At 41.4% G+C, this 16,505-nt stretch carries 16 protein-coding genes and 1 pseudogene; 7 read left to right on the top strand and 10 right to left on the bottom strand.

What is annotated here, in order from left to right; all coding sequences use genetic code 11:
- On the top strand, positions 1 to 285 hold a 285-nt coding region (locus VE944_RS27245), incomplete at its 5' end, for a hypothetical protein (protein ID WP_324984635.1).
- Positions 286 to 694: 409 nt separating this feature from the next.
- Here VE944_RS27245 and VE944_RS27250 read toward each other — a convergent pair.
- Complete coding sequence (locus VE944_RS27250; protein ID WP_324984638.1) at positions 695 to 916, bottom strand: DUF4327 family protein; 222 nt, start codon at positions 914 to 916, stop codon at positions 695 to 697.
- Between the two features lie 458 nt (positions 917 to 1,374).
- On the opposite strand from VE944_RS27250, the gene VE944_RS27255 reads away from it, so the two are divergent.
- A complete protein-coding gene (locus tag VE944_RS27255; RefSeq protein WP_324984641.1) occupies positions 1,375 to 2,607 on the top strand; it encodes a cysteine desulfurase-like protein in 1,233 nt (410 codons plus the stop codon).
- Here VE944_RS27255 and VE944_RS27260 read toward each other — a convergent pair.
- From VE944_RS27260 to VE944_RS27285, 6 genes are all read right to left on the bottom strand, one after another.
- Complete coding sequence (locus VE944_RS27260; RefSeq protein WP_324984644.1) at positions 2,604 to 3,866, bottom strand: molybdopterin molybdotransferase MoeA; 1,263 nt, start codon at positions 3,864 to 3,866, stop codon at positions 2,604 to 2,606. The genes VE944_RS27255 and VE944_RS27260 overlap by 4 nt on opposite strands.
- A 239-nt stretch (positions 3,867 to 4,105) precedes the next feature.
- Positions 4,106 to 5,866, bottom strand: coding sequence for a serine/threonine protein kinase (locus VE944_RS27265; RefSeq protein ID WP_324984648.1), 1,761 nt, complete (start codon positions 5,864 to 5,866; stop codon positions 4,106 to 4,108).
- Between the two features lie 270 nt (positions 5,867 to 6,136).
- On the bottom strand, positions 6,137 to 6,325 hold the full coding sequence (gene rpsU, locus VE944_RS27270; protein WP_012407716.1) for a 30S ribosomal protein S21: 189 nt from the start codon (positions 6,323 to 6,325) through the stop codon (positions 6,137 to 6,139).
- A gap of 114 nt (positions 6,326 to 6,439) precedes the next feature.
- The gene (locus VE944_RS27275) at positions 6,440 to 6,766 is read right to left on the bottom strand and encodes an RNA recognition motif domain-containing protein (protein ID WP_324984660.1); all 327 of its coding nucleotides are present in this window, start codon (positions 6,764 to 6,766) and stop codon (positions 6,440 to 6,442) included.
- Between the two features lie 179 nt (positions 6,767 to 6,945).
- Positions 6,946 to 7,068, bottom strand: a complete 123-nt coding sequence (locus tag VE944_RS27280; RefSeq protein ID WP_324984664.1) for a hypothetical protein — start codon at positions 7,066 to 7,068, stop codon at positions 6,946 to 6,948.
- A gap of 219 nt (positions 7,069 to 7,287) precedes the next feature.
- Positions 7,288 to 8,919, bottom strand: a complete 1,632-nt coding sequence (locus VE944_RS27285; RefSeq protein ID WP_324984667.1) for a tetratricopeptide repeat protein — start codon at positions 8,917 to 8,919, stop codon at positions 7,288 to 7,290.
- A gap of 381 nt (positions 8,920 to 9,300) precedes the next feature.
- Here VE944_RS27285 and VE944_RS27290 point away from each other — a divergent pair, with 381 nt between their 5' ends.
- On the top strand, positions 9,301 to 9,483 hold the full coding sequence (locus VE944_RS27290; protein ID WP_324984670.1) for a CsbD family protein: 183 nt from the start codon (positions 9,301 to 9,303) through the stop codon (positions 9,481 to 9,483).
- A gap of 487 nt (positions 9,484 to 9,970) precedes the next feature.
- On the opposite strand, the gene VE944_RS27295 is transcribed toward VE944_RS27290, so the two are convergent.
- Positions 9,971 to 11,065 carry a hybrid sensor histidine kinase/response regulator gene (locus VE944_RS27295; RefSeq protein ID WP_324984673.1) on the bottom strand — a complete coding sequence of 365 codons (1,095 nt, stop codon included), beginning with the start codon at positions 11,063 to 11,065 and terminating at the stop codon, positions 9,971 to 9,973.
- Between the two features lie 579 nt (positions 11,066 to 11,644).
- Between VE944_RS27295 and VE944_RS27300 the strand changes: the two genes are divergently transcribed.
- Positions 11,645 to 12,364, top strand: coding sequence for a response regulator transcription factor (locus VE944_RS27300; RefSeq protein ID WP_324984676.1), 720 nt, complete (start codon positions 11,645 to 11,647; stop codon positions 12,362 to 12,364).
- Positions 12,365 to 12,542: 178 nt separating this feature from the next.
- A complete protein-coding gene (locus tag VE944_RS27305; RefSeq protein WP_324984678.1) occupies positions 12,543 to 14,231 on the top strand; it encodes an NAD(P)H-quinone oxidoreductase subunit 4 in 1,689 nt (562 codons plus the stop codon).
- Positions 14,232 to 14,442: 211 nt separating this feature from the next.
- Here the strand turns inward: VE944_RS27305 and VE944_RS27310 are convergent, their stop codons facing one another.
- Complete coding sequence (locus VE944_RS27310; RefSeq protein WP_324984681.1) at positions 14,443 to 14,682, bottom strand: hypothetical protein; 240 nt, start codon at positions 14,680 to 14,682, stop codon at positions 14,443 to 14,445.
- A 60-nt stretch (positions 14,683 to 14,742) separates the two neighbouring features.
- Positions 14,743 to 15,114 carry a hypothetical protein gene (locus tag VE944_RS27315; protein WP_324984684.1) on the bottom strand — a complete coding sequence of 124 codons (372 nt, stop codon included), beginning with the start codon at positions 15,112 to 15,114 and terminating at the stop codon, positions 14,743 to 14,745.
- A gap of 199 nt (positions 15,115 to 15,313) precedes the next feature.
- Here VE944_RS27315 and thrB point away from each other — a divergent pair, with 199 nt between their 5' ends.
- Both thrB and VE944_RS27325 read left to right on the top strand, forming a co-directional pair.
- Positions 15,314 to 16,225 carry a homoserine kinase gene (thrB, locus tag VE944_RS27320; protein ID WP_324984687.1) on the top strand — a complete coding sequence of 304 codons (912 nt, stop codon included), beginning with the start codon at positions 15,314 to 15,316 and terminating at the stop codon, positions 16,223 to 16,225.
- Between the two features lie 11 nt (positions 16,226 to 16,236).
- Positions 16,237 to 16,505: pseudogene (locus tag VE944_RS27325) on the top strand (hypothetical protein); the annotation flags it as partial.

Genomic DNA, 16,505 nt, shown 5'->3' on the forward strand with positions numbered 1-16,505 from the left:
GATAACACTTTTATTAACAGGATTTCAGAAAATATGAATTACTGCCCTTGCTGCTCAAGTCTACTTTTAGAACATGTACGCGCTAGAGAAAGTTACTGGTTTTGTCGCCACTGCTGGCAAGAAATGCCTGTTTATAATCTGAACCAATCCAGTTCATTCACCGAGGCTGTCACAGCAAAAATATCTAGAAAGCCTCAAGAAGAAAAACGTAAAAATACTACTGTTTATGCTAGCCAATGGCAATCTATCACGGAATGGATAGGGGTAGAAGAATTGTCTGCCTAATCCTAAGTGACTGAAATTGGTTTAGTATAATTTTTTCTTGATTCCACCAATCAATCGTTATAAAATGGCAGGCTGTGGCTCTCCCATAAGGTATTACCTGACACAACAATTTATCGGGGGGTTGGGGGAATCAAAAGCCAGTGGAGCAACTCTAGAAGACTTGTGTATGCCACCGTAGCTTGCTTAAAAGAGAGTTATAAAAGTCAGGAACCGCAAGGGCGCAGTTGCTCCCCAGCCTACGCAGTTTAAGATTTTTGGCGCTAAACCAAGCCTATTACTTTACAAATAACCTCTAATAATCTCTTGTTTATAACCCTCAACTTAATTCGAGGGTTTTTTATGAGAAATGAATTTCTAATTTTAATTTTATTGAGATGCTACTAATAAGGTTCAGCTTCTAAATTCAGCCTCAATCGTCTTCCCAAGATTCGTGGTTCAGGAGATCGATAATTCTATCTCTGAGTAAAAATTCGTTTTTTTCTAACTCAAGTTCAAAATTAACCCAGTCACAAGGAGGAATATATTTACAGAGGGTATAAATTGACTGCTGACGGTTAACAAGTCTCTTTTTAACAAGTTGCAGTGCTTCTTCCTTGATAAGCTCGATGTCGTATTTAACCGTAGTATTCATAGCTCGTTCCTTTGTTTTCAATCAAGGAATTAAAAATAACAACAATATAGGATTACTATTTGATTTTGGAAAAAATTAGGTACTGTAGGGTGCATTAAGATGGAATCCGTAATGCACCATTCGTAAGGATTTGATGTCGTACTTTTGCAGCTACATATCCTACCTATCATTTTAAAAATCGAATAGTAGTCGTATAGTTGCTTTGACTCTACCTTAAACTTATCAAATAAAACTGGCGAGAGTTGTGAAGAATCAAGACATTAACCTTTACTGTAAGTAAGATATATCATTAAGATGCTTTTTAAGTTACTAAGTATACCTCCTCTCTAGAGAGATTCTTGCAGAATAAGAAGGTTGGCATAACAAGCTGTAAACACCAAGAGAGGGTGTAGATGCTCTCTAGGCGACTCGCTAAAAGGTAGGCTAGGGTAAATAACATTCTCCAAAAAACTTATACTATGCTTTTGAATCTTGATAAAGTTCGGCAATATTTTCCCGCCCTCGCTGGTGAATGGACTTTTTTTGATAATGCTGGCGGGTCACAAACCCTGAAAAAAGTAGTAGATAGAATTAGCGAATTCCTCCTGAGTTCTGATGTGCAGTTGGGAGCTTCTTATGCAGTTTCTCAACTTGCAGGAGAAAGATTGGCTTTAGCAACTACGGGAATGGCTACTTTCATTAACGCCAATTCTTATAAAGAAGTGGTTATGGGCCCATCTACCACAATGATGTTGAAAGTCCTTTCAATTTGTCTTGGTCAAACCTTTACACCTGGTGATGAAATTATTGTTACTAATTGTGACCATGAGGCCAATATTGGTGCTTGGGTGGCTCTGGAAAAACAAGGAATGAAGGTTAAAGTGTGGCAAATTCGCCCAGATAGCTTGGAACTTCATTTAGCAGATTTAGAACCATTGATGAGTCAGCGTACAAAACTAGTAGCTTTGACTCATGCTTCTAATGTTCTGGGAACCATCAATCCTATCAAAGAAATTGCTGCATTTGTACACGACCGCAATGCGATGATTTGTGTGGATGGTGTAGCTTATGCACCCCACAGGTTAGTTGATGTCCAAGATTTGGATGTTGATTTCTATACTTTGAGCTTTTATAAAGTCTATGGGCCACATCATGCTTTACTTTATGGCAAAGAAGAACATTTATTAAGATTACCTGGTCTTAATCATTATTTTATTGAGCAGACAGATATACCTTATAAATTTCAGTTAGGGAATGTCAATTTTGAATTAAGTTATGGAATGTTGGGTTTATGCGATTATCTAAGTGAATTAGCACAACTGCACTACGGCGATCAAACTGCATCTGATTTGAGAAATCAAATGGTGCAGGCGTTTGATTTAATTAGTATACATGAAGAACATATTAGCGATCGCCTCTTAAATTACCTCAACAGCAAGTCTAATGTGCGAGTGATTGGTCAATCAAAAGCTGACCGTCGATTCCGTGTGCCAACTATATCTTTTGTAGTAGATGGAATGAATAGCTCAACCATTCCGGCAAAAATTGACCAACACTATATTGCGATTCGCTACGGAGACTTTTATGCTAAACGGCTGATTGAATACCTGGGTTTAGCGTCGCAAGGTGGAATAGTCCGGGTGAGTATGGTACATTACAACACCCTTGAGGAAGTTAACAGTTTAATTGAGGCTTTTGAGCAGGTATTTTAACCGTTATTGAACAGCAGAACTTGCACCTCTTCTTGTGGGTAAATTAATATTTTACCCATCGGGAGAACAGCTAAAGCATTGGTTTGAGCTAAATTAATTAAATTGCCGGAACTTTGACTACCATCAGCTTGATGAAATTCGTAAACTCCATCAATTAAGTGCAATTTACCCCAAAGGTAAGTTTCGCGTTTGCCATTTGATCGCAACTCATGATGCGATCGCACTTTCAAAAACACTGGTTCCCAACCTTCACTAATTCCCGAAAGTTTCTTAATTGCTGGTAGCACAAACCGCCAAAATGTCACTAACACAGCAGCAGGGTTTCCTGGTAAACCAAAGTAGAGTGGGGAGTTGGTAGAGACGCGATTAATCGCGTCTGTGCTGGAGAATGTGGCGACGGTGAGGGGTTTACCTGGCCTCATTTCCACAGATCGAACGTGAATTTTTGCTTTTAGTGACTCTAGAATTTTATCAACATAGTCATAATCTCCTACTGAGACACCACCAGAAGAGAGAACTATATCAGCGATCGCAACAGCATGGGCAATAACTTTCTCCAAAGCAATTGGATCATCTTTAACTATGCCTAAAAGTATTGGTTCTGCGCCACTTTGTTTCACCAAAGCTGCTAGCGCATACTGATTAGAATCCACAATTTGCCCTGGTTGCAACGGTTGATCAACTGTCATCAACTCATCACCAGTGGAAAAAATTGCCACACGCGGACGGCGGTAAACACTTAATTGCAAACATTGTGCTGCCGCTAATACGGCAATTTCTGGAGCATTTAACTTAATTCCTGCTGGTAGTAATTGTGTTCCAGCTTGATAAAAAGATGCTTTGTGTCTGACAAATTCTTGCGGTTTTGGGGCATCCAGAATAAATACACGGTTTTCCTCGCGGCGTGTCTTTTCTTGCATAACTACAGTATCCGCACCTGCTGGGATCACCGCACCTGTGAAAATCCGCGCGGCTTGTCCTGGTTGAATTGTAGACTTGGGTTGATACCCAGCCGGAATATCTTCAACAATTTCTAAAACGGCTGGGTTTTCGCTGCTATGCTGTACATCTTTGTAGCGAACTGCGTAGCCATCCATTGCCGAATTATCCCAATGGGGAAAATCTAGCGGACTGGTGACAGGTACTGCCAAAATCCGACTATTTGCTACTAATAAATTGATAACTTCTGTATCACGCTGATGATCCAATGGTTGTACTAAATTTAAAATAATTGCTTGTGCATCGCTGACTGATACCATAGCGATCGCCTCCGAGTTTTTTTATGCCTTTGACCAATTTTAGATTTTAAATTTTAGATTGAATTTCTGCTTGAGGTTAAATCCCAAACTACACACTGCGAATAAACCGATAATTATATTTCCTTCGGGGACTTTGGATAGTGGTAGCCTGCGGCAAGCCGCTCCGCGTCTACGTTTATTTGGATATATTTATTTTTTGGTAGTCCCTAAAAATTGATAATTGTTCACTGTTCACTCATTTAACGCCACCCTAAAAAGCGCAATCCAGGGACAATTAGGTAGTAACTCACTCCTAACCAGAAGCTAATAAAGACGCCAACAGAACCAAAAAAAATCAGAGGTAACTGTAACTCTGACCAGCCTGGTTGACTAGAGAATTGGAAAATCGGAGGTGCTAACCTCAAAAGAATCAAAACTGCATAGGCGATCGCGCTACCAAAGGCAGCGAACACAGCGTACACTATATGATGGCTGCGAAGTCCTAAACTTAGGGTAAGTAGGCAAACTCCCACTAAAATTACTGCTACTAAGCCCTCACCGCTATCTTTGGGTGTGATTAATTGCAAAATCAACCAGCCGAAGCCATAGCTAATCATGCCCATCAGCGACGCTACTAAAAAGCGTCGCTGTTGACCAAAACACCCGGATACTGTTAGTCCCCAAGCGGTTCCCCAGCCTGCGGCGACGAATACCAAGATATCTGCCCCGAAGACGGGTTGAGTATTTGGCACTAATTGGTTTTGCTGATTCCAAATAAATTCCACAACCTGACGACCCAAGCTTGTGTGATATGCCAAAATAAAACCTGCGATCGCACCAAAACAAGCGCCAACATAAGCCAGAATCATCGCCCAAATCGTCGCCAAACAAGCTTGGAAAATTTTGATGATTGTCTGAGTGATAAAAATAACGGTTTTAGTTACACCTTGGCTAAAGTTAGCTAAAACTTGTTCAATAGCTTGTATTAGCTGTGTAAATTTTTGGGAAACTTGCGTTGAGACTTGTTTAATGTTGTCTCGCAGTTGGGCAAATAATCCTGGCGGCGGTAATGGTTGAGAAATCTTCGCCAGACGTTTTTGAATTATAGCTGCATTTGCTGGACGCGATCGCACATCTTCCTGCACCATCTCATCCAGCAAATCTGCCAATTGGGGGTTGACATTTACCGTAGTTCGCCACAGTAATTTTCCTGTTTGCTGATCTTCCAACTCTAGCGGGTACTTGCCTGTTAGTAGTTCAATCATCGTTCGACCAAGGGCATAAAAATCGGCACTTGGCCCGACAATTCCTCCACTCACTTGTTCTGGTGGACTGTATCCAGAAGAAAATAATCGGGTGGAACTAGACTGAGAACGCAGCTTAGAGGCGCTAAATTGTTTTGCCCCGCCAAAATCAATTAATACCAAGCGATCGCCCCCTGTTTGCCCTTGCGACGGGGTTAAAGATGGCGAAGAAGTTCCCAGCATTAAATTAGAAGGTTTGATATCCCGGTGAAGAATCTGACGTTTGTGTAATTCTTGTAAAATCTCTACAGCTTGGGAAAACCAGTTTAAAACCAAATCTTCTGGACACCCTTGGGGAAACTTTTTTAATGTCTCCTCTAAAGTCCGCCCATTGATTTTTTCCATTACCAAACAAGGCAATTGGTGCGGTTTGGGGTTAAACAGTTGTACCTGAAAATACCCCTCAGCATCGACTCTAGGGACACCCGGATGCTGCAAACTGGATAAAACCGCCGCTTCTTGGGTAAATAACTCCAGTGCCTTTGGTGAATCTTCTACCAACACCTTCAGCACTTTCTCTGTTTGAGTTTTTTCATCCCAAACCGTGTAAATTTGAGCAAATCCTCCCGACCCCAAAGGCTGAAGTGGAACATAGCGGTCTAACAGTTCTAGCGGTGCGCCACAACTGTTGCAAAATTTGTTTCCCCAAGGCTGAGGATAAGGACGTTGACAATCAGGATTTATACAGTGAACCGCCCTCTGAGTGATGTGAGACACAACCGCTACAATACAAAGGCTGACTTGATTTTAGCGTTTCTTTAGGTTTCCTGATTTTAAAATAGCCAAAAGGAAAACCCTCATAGATTTTATGAGGGCATTCGTTTATATCTGAGATATCTGAATACGCTGCTTGGGTTAAGACTTGATCCTCCCTAACCCTCCTTAAAAAGGAGGGGATTAAGCCCCCCTTTTTAAGGGGGGTTGGGGGGATCTTCCGAGACGAAATATCACTAACCCAAGTCTATTCATTTATATCTATGTCAGCCCTTAGTTACGAAAGCTTCTCTTACTTTGTCTGTGTTTGGCAACTTCTTTGCGCTTGCGTTTTTCTAGGGGCGTTTCAAAATGGCGATGCTTTCTCATGTCTGGAAAAATTCCAGCTTTGGAAACTTCTCGCTTAAATCGCCGTAAGGCTGATTCAATGTGTTCATTGTCACCTACAATTACTTGGGTCATTATCTCTCCTAACTAAGTTGACTTCATCAATGGCTATGGAAGCACTAACATTACAAAAAAAAGACAGACTCCTTGTCTGACCTTAAGACTCTAGGTAAGTTTTTGTTTCCAACGTTAGTAGCGGTTGCGTCCACCGCCGCCACCACCGCCGTATCCTCCCCGGTTTCCACCACCGAAGGAACCTCTGTCACCCCTATCTTCTTTGGGTTTAGCCTTGTTCACTTTCAGGTCACGACCCATCCACTCAGCACCATCTAGAGCTTCAATGGCAGCTGTTTCTTCAGCTTCGGTTCCCATTTCCACAAAAGCAAAGCCGCGTGGACGACCTGTTTCACGGTCAGTAGGTACCTGAACCCGTTTTACAGTACCATATTCAGCAAAAATACCACTTAAATCTTCTTGTGTAACGTCATAAGAGAGGTTACCTACATAAATTGACATCGATTCTCTCCAAAATCATCACTGTGTAGAGATTTTAATTTCTCTGAGTAGTCTGTAAATACTAAAAGGAAAAAGCCTTTCAATACTAAAATCAAAGACATCACCAAATTAACTCTCCTAATCTAGGATGACATACGAGCCAACTCTCTGCATCCAGTAGATCGTTAACAGATAATTAACTAGTGATGCGATCGCACCAACGCGATCGCCTGCCCCCACCTACCATAAGTACAGCCCACCGCAAAAAAGGGTTGGAAATGGAAGAAGATAAATCCTGTAGGGTGATCAAGGAAATCAGACATGCAGGGGCGCATCTTTGAATATCCGAATTGAACGTTTGACTGTATTAACCAAAAGTATTACTCCCAAATTTTAATATGAAAGGCAAAGTCAGGCAACAAATAAAGGGTATAGCAATCCTAATTTGAGTTATAAAAATTATCTAACCCCTTTCTGGTGCGTCGTCTTCCGCCAACGCGTAGCGTCGAAAGATAGCTGATTTCTGGATTGTCAATTCTTATTCAATACATGTTCGCTATGTCAAGTTGCTTATCATCACCTTTCCAAGCTGTTTCCAATTCGGCTTTGACAAGTTGAGCAGCCTTATCTTTGCCCAATGCTTGCAAACTTGCCTGCAAGCCAAATAGAGAACGCCCATTATGGGGATACTTTTCTAGATCGGCACGAAAGACTTTTTCAGCCTGTGCATAGTCGCCTTTAGCCAAAAGCACACTGCCTAAAGATTCCCGTGTGGGAAAGTACCAGTCTGGTGGTTCCACGTAATCAAGGGTATCTTCTAGTGCCACTGCTTTTTCTAGCAATAAAATGGCAGATTCATAATCATGCTTTTCTCTAGCAATTTTGGCCTCTAGAACTTTTGAGGCAATGTCTAAAATGCGACTGGCAGGACTGAAGCCAATGGTTGCTTCGGTAGAAATTCCCTGTTTGGCGGCAAGTAATGCCCGACTTTCAATTGCTGCATCTTCAAGTTTGCCTGTGGCTGCGCTTGCCATACCGCGAGCAAAATGCCAAAGTGCTGTAGTAGTAGGCAATTTAGCATCGGGGGCGGGAGTTTTTAAGATGGCATCCCAATCACTAAAGCGTGTCTGAATCAGCATTTTGCTGCCCAGAAATCCCTCAAGCATTGGTGCATAGGGGTCAATTGCAGTAGCATTTGCGACTAACGTCTCTGCGGCTTGGAGAGCATCTTTATATTTTCCTGCCATGCTACTGGCCACCATGAGAAAATGTATGTTGTGGTTGTAGTACATCATGGCGTAAGTGCCCTGGACTTGATATTTTTTGATGTAAGTATCATCTTGAGCGATCGCCTGCTTGTTTGCCTGCATTGCCCCTTCATAATCTCCTACACGAAAATAAATATGACTTGGCATGTGTACCAAGTGTCCGGCTGTTGGGGCTAAGGTTCCTAGTATTTTGGCACTCACAAGGGCCCGTTCTGGGGAAGGTGAAGCTTCCATTGCATGAATATAGTAATGATTAGCTCCGGTATGATTCGGGTTACGTTTGAGAACAGATTCTAAAATAGCCACAATTTCTTCTGTATCTGGCTGTGGCTTGCCATCTTTAGTCCAGTGCTGCCAAGGATGCAAATCCATCAAGCTTTCAGCGTAAAGCGTCGCGGCATCCAAATCATCGGGATAACGCTTGACTAAGGTTCCCATTGCTTTTGCGTAGTCTATCGCTAGTTGAAACAAATCTGCATCAGGCTTTTGGGAGTAACGTTTTGCTAAGGCAGTAATGTAATCTCGTTCTTCGGCAGATGCTTGGGTGGAAAGTGCTAAAGCTTGCTGTACCGCTTGGTAAGCCGCTAATTCTCGGTTGGGGTCGATTGCTAAGTTAATATTAGGGCCTAGAGCTAGAGCAATACCCCAATATGCGATCGCCAAATGTGGATCGAGTTTAGCAGCGTATTGAAAAGAACGCACTGCCTCATCATGATTGAAAGCGTAAATCAAATTTAATCCCTGATCGAACAACTCTTGCGCTTGGGGATTAGAAGTGGAAACTGGATGGTGGATTGTCCCAACTCCAGATATTAAACTATAGGGCTGTCTTGCTTGAGCGTAGACGTAAAGCGGCTTGTCGTCAGCGATCGCTACACTAGGAGCGACTAAAGTTAGTATAAGCACCCATATTATAAATAAGTACTTCATTATTCTTATTCTTCAAGCTGTTTTTTATTAATATTTAAATACCACAGGTTTTCTAAGGAAGCAATCGATTATCATCCAGCTTCATATTTTTTAGGTAATCTACCTGAAGTTATAAATTATTTTGTCTTAAGACTGAACAATATAATGATACCTTTCTCTCTTTTGGAGATTAGTTGAATTCTCAAGATGAATTTAACCTTTAAATAGTTATGTACAATGGATACTCATATTCTTCATAAAAACATCGTCAGATAGAAGAATTAAAACTTGTCTAAAAGTAATCTATAGACATTGCATCGCTTTTCAAGCAAGCAATAAACAACTAATCAACAATTAACATACTTAGGAAGAAAGAATATGAGTATTGAAGATAGAGCAAAAGCTTTTGCTAAAAATGTCGAAGGTAAAGTCCAAGAGGCGGTTGGTGAAGTAACCGGCGATCCTGAAGATAAGGCTGAAGGTAAAGCTAAACAAGCTGAAGCTCAAGTCCGCCACACTGCTGAGAATATCAAAGATGAAGTTAAAAAGACTTTAGACTAAACTGAACTTTATTTAGGAAGAAGGTGTAAGTAAAATAATTATTTACTGAGCCTTCTCCCTTTTTCAAATCTATGTATTACCTTATGTTTCAGCCTTTTGCCAATACCTTCCGACATTGTTCCAAAAATTGATCAGTAAAAATATTTATTTTTGTCTGCTTCCTCCCATATAGGACTAATGTTTGATTTCTGAAAAAGCTCGATACAGATCAGCCTAATTTTTTATTCCCTACTCCCTACTCCCCATGTAGATAATTTCAAAAATAAAATACGATTCCTATATCTTAGTTTTCTATCTTAGTGTTCACAAATTTTGCCTGTGAACACTATTTTTGATTGCAAAACACCTATTTGTTATACTAAGGGCACATAAATGTGCATTAGGATTAACTTCAAAAAAGAATATTAAACATACACAGATGGCGCTAAATTTACTTTAAAAAGGGAGAATTTTAGCCTAGATTGGGTTTTCTGATGAATTCCTCCTTTTAGTTTTCGTCTGCTACAGGTAGACGGATAGTGAATGTACTACCCTTGCCTGGTTCAGATGTCACGTCGATTGTGCCTTGATGTACTTCAATAATGCAGCGAGATAGATATAGTCCCAAACCACTACCAGAACGCTGGTGTTTCCCTTGGCGAAATCGCTCGAATAATATTGCTTGGTCTTGTTTAGAAATTCCTGGCCCTGTATCTTGGATATCAATAGTCACAGCTACCAAAGTAGGATAGCAGCGAATATCTACAGAACCTTTGTCTGTAAATTTGATGGCATTGCCAATAATATTTGTCAAAACTCGCCGCAGTTCAACGCGATCGCCCATGACAGTACTTGGGGTTTCACTTAGATTAGTATTTACACTTAATCCTTTTTCTTCAGCTAAAGGAGTTAATTCTTGCGAAACTTCACCAACTAATTCCTGAATATCGCAGGGAGAAATTTTTAAGGTTTTACAGCCCGCTTCATGACGATAAACTTCTAGCAAGGTATTTACCATTTCCAGCAGGTCTTGATTACTGCCAATCATGGTATCAATTATTTCTTGCAATTGTGGCGAAACATCGCAAAACCTGCCTTCCAACAATAATTTTAATACGCGGTTGGAGGCTACTAGTGGTATGCGTAAATCGTGAGTAAAACGGGAGACAAAATCTGCCCGGAGGTTAGCCATCTGATCTCGTTCGTCGATACTATGCTTGAGGCGCAGGAGCGATCGCACTCGTGCATGTAATTCATCAGGATCGAATGGTTTACGAATAAAGTCATCTGCACCAGCATCAAGTCCTTCCACAACGCTAGACGCATAGTGAGCCGTGAGCAGCAAAATGGGGATAAATGGCAACGCCGGATTCTGCCGGATGCGTCGAGTAAATTCATAGCCATCTATCTCCGGCATCATTACATCTAACAGAATTAAGTCTGGTGGCGACTCCTCAACCATAGCCAGAGCAATTTTGCTGTCTTCGACTAAGCTAATTTCATAGCCCTCATCTTCTAGGACTGCTTCTAAGAGCAGTAAATTGTCAAAAATATCATCGACAACGAGAATTTTATCTTTTTTGATAGTTTTAGTTAGAGACATGGCTAAATAAAAAAAGAAGTGCTTGGCTATCCCTAGCAAATCTAGTAATAGCTTACTTCACCAGCACTAAGATTATTAAGGATTCATATTTTCGTTTAAAGTTTCCTATATTAAAATCTATTTTTTAAGTGATTGCACTGAGGATTTGTTTTATAAATGTATTAACATACTATTGTCTTAACAAATATCTTAGCCGTCTGGTTATCCAAGGAATATCTGTGTTTAGGTCTTAGGGTGAGGTAGTTTAGTCCCTTTTATTTACATCATCGTAGCCACTCCAAGGGTAACTATTTAATGGTCGCCCACTCTTGCTTTCTACCGGATTTTCAATGAAAAATTGTTTACCATGAAATATCTATCCTGAGATTAATGTATAAAAATGTTTTTTAACTAACTTATTATTGTCATATCGAAACTCTTGCTTTAGAAAAACTTCCGAGATAAGGTTATTTATGCCTAATGGTAGATGAAGTTAAGGGAGCAATACCAACTGCATTGCTTTTTGTATAAGATACCGGATAGAAGAACGAGATTATTTTAATCTGTACTTTAGATAGATAACAGTAAAGTTAAGCAACTATGAATGAAATCAATATCCTCGTGATTGAAGATCACAACCTTACGAGAATCGGCTTACGGGCTGCCTTACAAACCCAGCCAGAGTTTAAGATTGTTGGTGAAGCAGCCAATGCAGCCGAAGGCATTAAGCTTCTGAAAAGTCTTAAGCCAGATGTTGCTACTATTGACATCGGTTTGCCTGACATGGATGGTATTGAGCTAACACGCACATTTAGGCAATATCAAGCAGAGAACGAAGATTATACTACAAAACTGCTAATTTTAACCATGCAGAACAGCGAACAGGCAGTTTTAGCAGCATTTGCAGCAGGTGCAGATTCTTATTGCATGAAGGATATCGAAACTGAAAGACTAGTTGAGGCTGTGCGAACGACTCATGCAGGTAGCTCATGGATTGATCCAGCGATCGCAGACCTTATACTACAACAAATACGTCAAGATTTCCCCGATGGCAGCAGAGGCGCATCTGGAAAAAGAGTCTTGATTGAAGGTATTGACCCAGATGTTGAGAAAAGTATAGTCAGCTATCCTTTAACTCATAGGGAGATGGATGTTTTAGAATTGATTGTCGGCGGGTGTGACAATGCAGAAATTGCTAAAAGGCTCTATTTGACAGTCGGTACTGTAAAAACTCATGTTCGAGGTATTCTCAATAAACTCTGTGTTGCTGACCGGACACAGGCTGCCGTCCGTGCTTTGCGGGCTGGATTAGTACCGTGAGCAACTAAAAATCTTTCTTCCCCAGTCCCCAGTCGCCATTTTCAAGTCAATTGTCTTTGAGTCAAAGCGGTTAACTGGGACAAATATTTATGGTTAACTGGGACAAATACTTATGAAGAAATTGTTACAGAGTTTAGTACAATGACATCATCCCAAATAAGTATTTTTTCTCATATACATGATAGCGGATCAATTTCCCTGGCTTACCGCAATTGTCTTGCTGCCACTCATTGCTTCCCTGCTTATCCCTGTGCTGCCTGATAAAGATGGTAAGCGCGTTAGATGGTATGCACTAGGTATAGGTATTGCAGACTTTGCCTTGATGTGTTATGCCTTTTGGAAACATTACGATGCCAGCAGTGCTAGTTTTCAAATGGTGGAAAGTTATGCCTGGATGCCTGAGTTGGGTCTTAACTGGGCAGTATCGGTTGATGGACTATCAGTACCACTTGTGCTGCTAGCAGGATTTGTCACCACACTCTCGATGTTTTCGGCTTGGCAAGTTGATCACCGCCCTCGCCTCTTCTATTTTTTGATGCTGGTGCTGTATTCTGCACAAGTAGGGGTGTTCGTTGCCAAAGACTTGCTGCTATTTTTCATTATGTGGGAAGTAGAGCTAATCCCCGTCTACCTACTAGTCTGCATTTGGGGTGGGCAAAGGCGTCGTTATGCAGCTACGAAATTCTTGTTGTATACCGCAGCAGCTTCTATCTTTATTTTAGTGGCAGCCCTGGCAATGGGGTTATACGGCGGCGGCGATATGACATTTGATATAACCGCCCTCGCCAAGAAGGAATATCCCCTTGGACTACAGCTGCTACTTTATGCAGGGTTGCTAATTGCATTTGGTGTCAAGCTTGCTGTTTTCCCGATGCATACCTGGTTGCCTGATGCCCACGGCGAAGCATCTTCTCCTGTATCGATGATATTGGCTGGTGTGTTACTGAAGATGGGCGGATACGGACTGATTCGCCTGAATCTTGAGTTACTTCCCGATGCACACATTTACTTTGCGCCGATTCTAGCTATTCTCGGTGTTGTCAACATTATCTATGGTGCATTGAACTCCTTTGCTCAGACAAATATGAAGCGGCGTTTAGCTTATTCGTCGATTTCTCACATGGGGTTTGTGCTGCTTGGGATTGCCTCCTTCACTGATTTGGGAATCAACGGTGCGATGTTGCAGATGATTTCGCATGGTTTGATTGCATCGGTGCTGTTCTTCTTAGCAGGTGTTACTTACGATCGCACCCACACAATGGTAATGAAAGATATGGGCGGTATTGGTCAAGCCATGCCCAAAGTCTTTGCCCTGTTTACAATCGCAGCAATGGCATCCCTAGCACTTCCCGGTATGAGTGGCTTTGCTGGCGAACTCTCGGTATTCGTTGGTATGACAAGCAGTGATGTTTACAGTTCCACTTTCTGCACCGTCACAGTTTTTCTTGCCGCAGTTGGAGTCATCCTCACACCTATCTATCTACTTTCCATGCTGCGAGAAGTATTTTATGGTAACGATGCAGCACTCCTATGCGACATTAATAATGCCGGCTTAGAAAACCAAGAAGATGACGGAACAGTTTGTTTTGGTACAGACTGCTTCGTGCCAGAAGATGCAGTCTACGACGATGCTAGACCGCGTGAGGTGTTTATCGCTGCCTGTTTTCTGTTGATGATTATTGGTATTGGTTTCTATCCCAAGATGGCGATGCAAATGTACGATGTGAAGACTGTTGCAGTCAATGCTAATCTTCGCCAGTCTTATGCCATAGTCTCGCAAACAAATCCCCAGATTTATGCTAAGAGTATCTTGGTTCCACAAATTTCCGAGGTTGAGGTAGCGCCCGTTTTGGGAACTTTGAAGTAGCTTTTTGACTAATGTTTTTGTCGAAAAGAGCGATCGCTAGGTATCTTTTTGAGGAAGAACAGAGTGTTGATAAGCTGTTGCGCCTTTAATTTGCACTAATATTTTTTCAATATGATTGTAGGGTGGGCATCTTGCCCGCCCTGATAATGCAAGTTGTATACGTAACAGCTTAGCCGATCACTGTAGATAGGCTATCAATCCCAAATCATTCTCAGGATGCCCAAGATGTTTTTTCTGGAAAAGCTCCTTTTTTCCAATTTTGCCAAACCTTTACTGCTGCTCTTTGAAAAAATGCCTGCGAGTTCTGCTCTGGGGTTTCTTGAAGTTCCTTAATTTCTCCACTCAATTTATCTATCCATAAAGAGCCGAGACGATCTTCATGTGGGCCAAAGCGGTAAGTAACGCCTGTCTCATCCTCCTTTTCTTTTACAATCAATACGTAAAAAGCCATAACAGATTAATGTGGTCTTTAATAGTTAGATACTTTAGTTTTAACTCATTTGAGTTATGCTCATGTTATTGGGGGACTCCACAAACGACCAGACCGTTCGGTAGCGTCATGAGATGTACGGTAGTCAGTATGGAAAATACCTTCAAACCTCGACTCAAAGTATTCATGTTCCAGTAGTCTCAAATCTTCAGGGTTAAAATTACCTCTCTGTAACCTAATCCAGGCATCTGCTATATCTGGATCAGGACTAAAGCAGTTAAATCCGAGATCGTAATTCAACTGGTGTTCATCATAAAATAAATGTTTTTTAATCCGTCGAATGCGAAACTCTGCCCATCCAGTGTTACGTGCAATCCCTGCTACATCGTCAGCATCACGAATAGCATCATACGCCTCAGGAGCATACTCAAGAAAGCGCTTTAAATATTTCATTTATTAAATTAGTTAATATAAATAGTCAATATATAATTCGATACTAACATTATTTTTCAATCATTAGGTATAAAAATATATTAATAAAATGTAAACACATAGATGGCTATGCAAACTACCACAACAGATAATTAGCATCACTAGTAAACAAATCAACCCTTTACATGGGATGCTGGTTGATGATTAGTGAGTTTTGCCAATGTCTGTTGTTTCTGCCATCACTGTTACCGTTCCTGCCACAACTGCGAATTTGGGGCCTGGTTTTGATTGCATCGGTGCAGCATTAAAGCTGTACAACGAGTTCAAGTTCACTCGCCAAGAAGGTGGGCTAAGTATTTATGTCACTGGTACTGAAGCTGAACGAGTCCAAACTGATGAAAGCAATCTCCTTTACCAAGCCTTTGTCAAGTTCTATCAATATATAAAGCAGACACCGCCAACTGTGAAAATAGAGATTAAGTTAGGTGTCCCGTTGGCGAGGGGTTTGGGTAGTTCGGCGACAGCTATTGTTGGTGGGTTGGTTGCTGCTAATCAGCTTGAAGGTACGCCTATGAGCCAGTCGCAGGTAATGGAGTTAGCGATCGCAATGGAAAGACATCCTGATAATGTAGTTCCAGCTTTGTTGGGAGGATGTCGTCTGGCTGCTACCAGTGGCGCAGCTTGGGAAATTTGTGATGTTCCCTGGCATCAAGATGTTGTACCAGTTATAGCTATTCCTAATTTTGAACTTTCCACTTCAAAAGCGCGGGGCGTTCTTCCAAGTGAGGTGAGTCGCGCCGATGCGATTTTCAATACAGCACATTTGGGGTTATTGTTGCGCGGTTTAGAAACTGGTAACGGACAATGGTTAAAGACAGCTTTGCAAGATAAGTTGCATCAGCCCTATCGTAAAGCTTTGATTCCTGGTTATGATGCTCTCAACATCGCAGCCGTTAGTGCTGGTGCTTATGGTATGGTGATTAGTGGTGCGGGGCCGACACTGTTAGCTTTGGCGGATAAACTAAACTCGAAAGCTGTGGAGGCGGCTATGTTAGCTGCTTGGCAAGAAGAAGGAATTACAGCCGAGGTGCGATCGCTTTCTCTCGATACCCAAGGCGCAAAAAGCTTTTAATATTTGATTTTATGGAGCAAATTCAGGCTGAAATGGCGGCGCTTAAATCTCAAATTCAGATTCTCCTAGAAGAACGCGCTGCACTCACTATTAATAATGTAATCTCTGGCGAGAATGATTCACCCCAGGCAATGGTGGAAGCGTATCGCCGTCAAGCCAGGGAAAATGCCCAATTATCAGTTGAACTCCAAGGCATAGATGCAGCGATCGCAGCTTTGGAAGGGCAGATAAAACAAAAACAAGGTAAGTTAGTGCGATCGCAAGTTGTATCAAAAGAACT

Source organism: Nostoc sp. (assembly GCF_035638895.1).
Lineage (GTDB): Bacteria > Cyanobacteriota > Cyanobacteriia > Cyanobacteriales > Nostocaceae > Nostoc.

Excerpts from the sequence above, each read along its gene's own strand:
- VE944_RS27300 (WP_324984676.1), top strand. The coding sequence starts at position 11,645 with ATGAATGAAATCAATATCCTCGTGATTGAAGATCACAACCTTACGAGA.
- VE944_RS27295 (WP_324984673.1), bottom strand. The coding sequence starts at position 11,065 with ATGTCTCTAACTAAAACTATCAAAAAAGATAAAATTCTCGTTGTCGAT.
- VE944_RS27255 (WP_324984641.1), top strand. The coding sequence starts at position 1,375 with ATGCTTTTGAATCTTGATAAAGTTCGGCAATATTTTCCCGCCCTCGCT.
- VE944_RS27280 (WP_324984664.1), bottom strand. The coding sequence starts at position 7,068 with ATGTCTGATTTCCTTGATCACCCTACAGGATTTATCTTCTTCCATTTC.
- VE944_RS27260 (WP_324984644.1), bottom strand. The coding sequence starts at position 3,866 with ATGGTATCAGTCAGCGATGCACAAGCAATTATTTTAAATTTAGTACAA.
- rpsU (WP_012407716.1), bottom strand. The coding sequence starts at position 6,325 with ATGACCCAAGTAATTGTAGGTGACAATGAACACATTGAATCAGCCTTA.
- VE944_RS27305 (WP_324984678.1), top strand. The coding sequence starts at position 12,543 with ATGATAGCGGATCAATTTCCCTGGCTTACCGCAATTGTCTTGCTGCCA.
- VE944_RS27275 (WP_324984660.1), bottom strand. The coding sequence starts at position 6,766 with ATGTCAATTTATGTAGGTAACCTCTCTTATGACGTTACACAAGAAGAT.
- VE944_RS27315 (WP_324984684.1), bottom strand. The coding sequence starts at position 15,114 with ATGAAATATTTAAAGCGCTTTCTTGAGTATGCTCCTGAGGCGTATGAT.
- VE944_RS27250 (WP_324984638.1), bottom strand. The coding sequence starts at position 916 with ATGAATACTACGGTTAAATACGACATCGAGCTTATCAAGGAAGAAGCA.
- VE944_RS27290 (WP_324984670.1), top strand. The coding sequence starts at position 9,301 with ATGAGTATTGAAGATAGAGCAAAAGCTTTTGCTAAAAATGTCGAAGGT.
- thrB (WP_324984687.1), top strand. The coding sequence starts at position 15,314 with ATGTCTGTTGTTTCTGCCATCACTGTTACCGTTCCTGCCACAACTGCG.
- VE944_RS27310 (WP_324984681.1), bottom strand. The coding sequence starts at position 14,682 with ATGGCTTTTTACGTATTGATTGTAAAAGAAAAGGAGGATGAGACAGGC.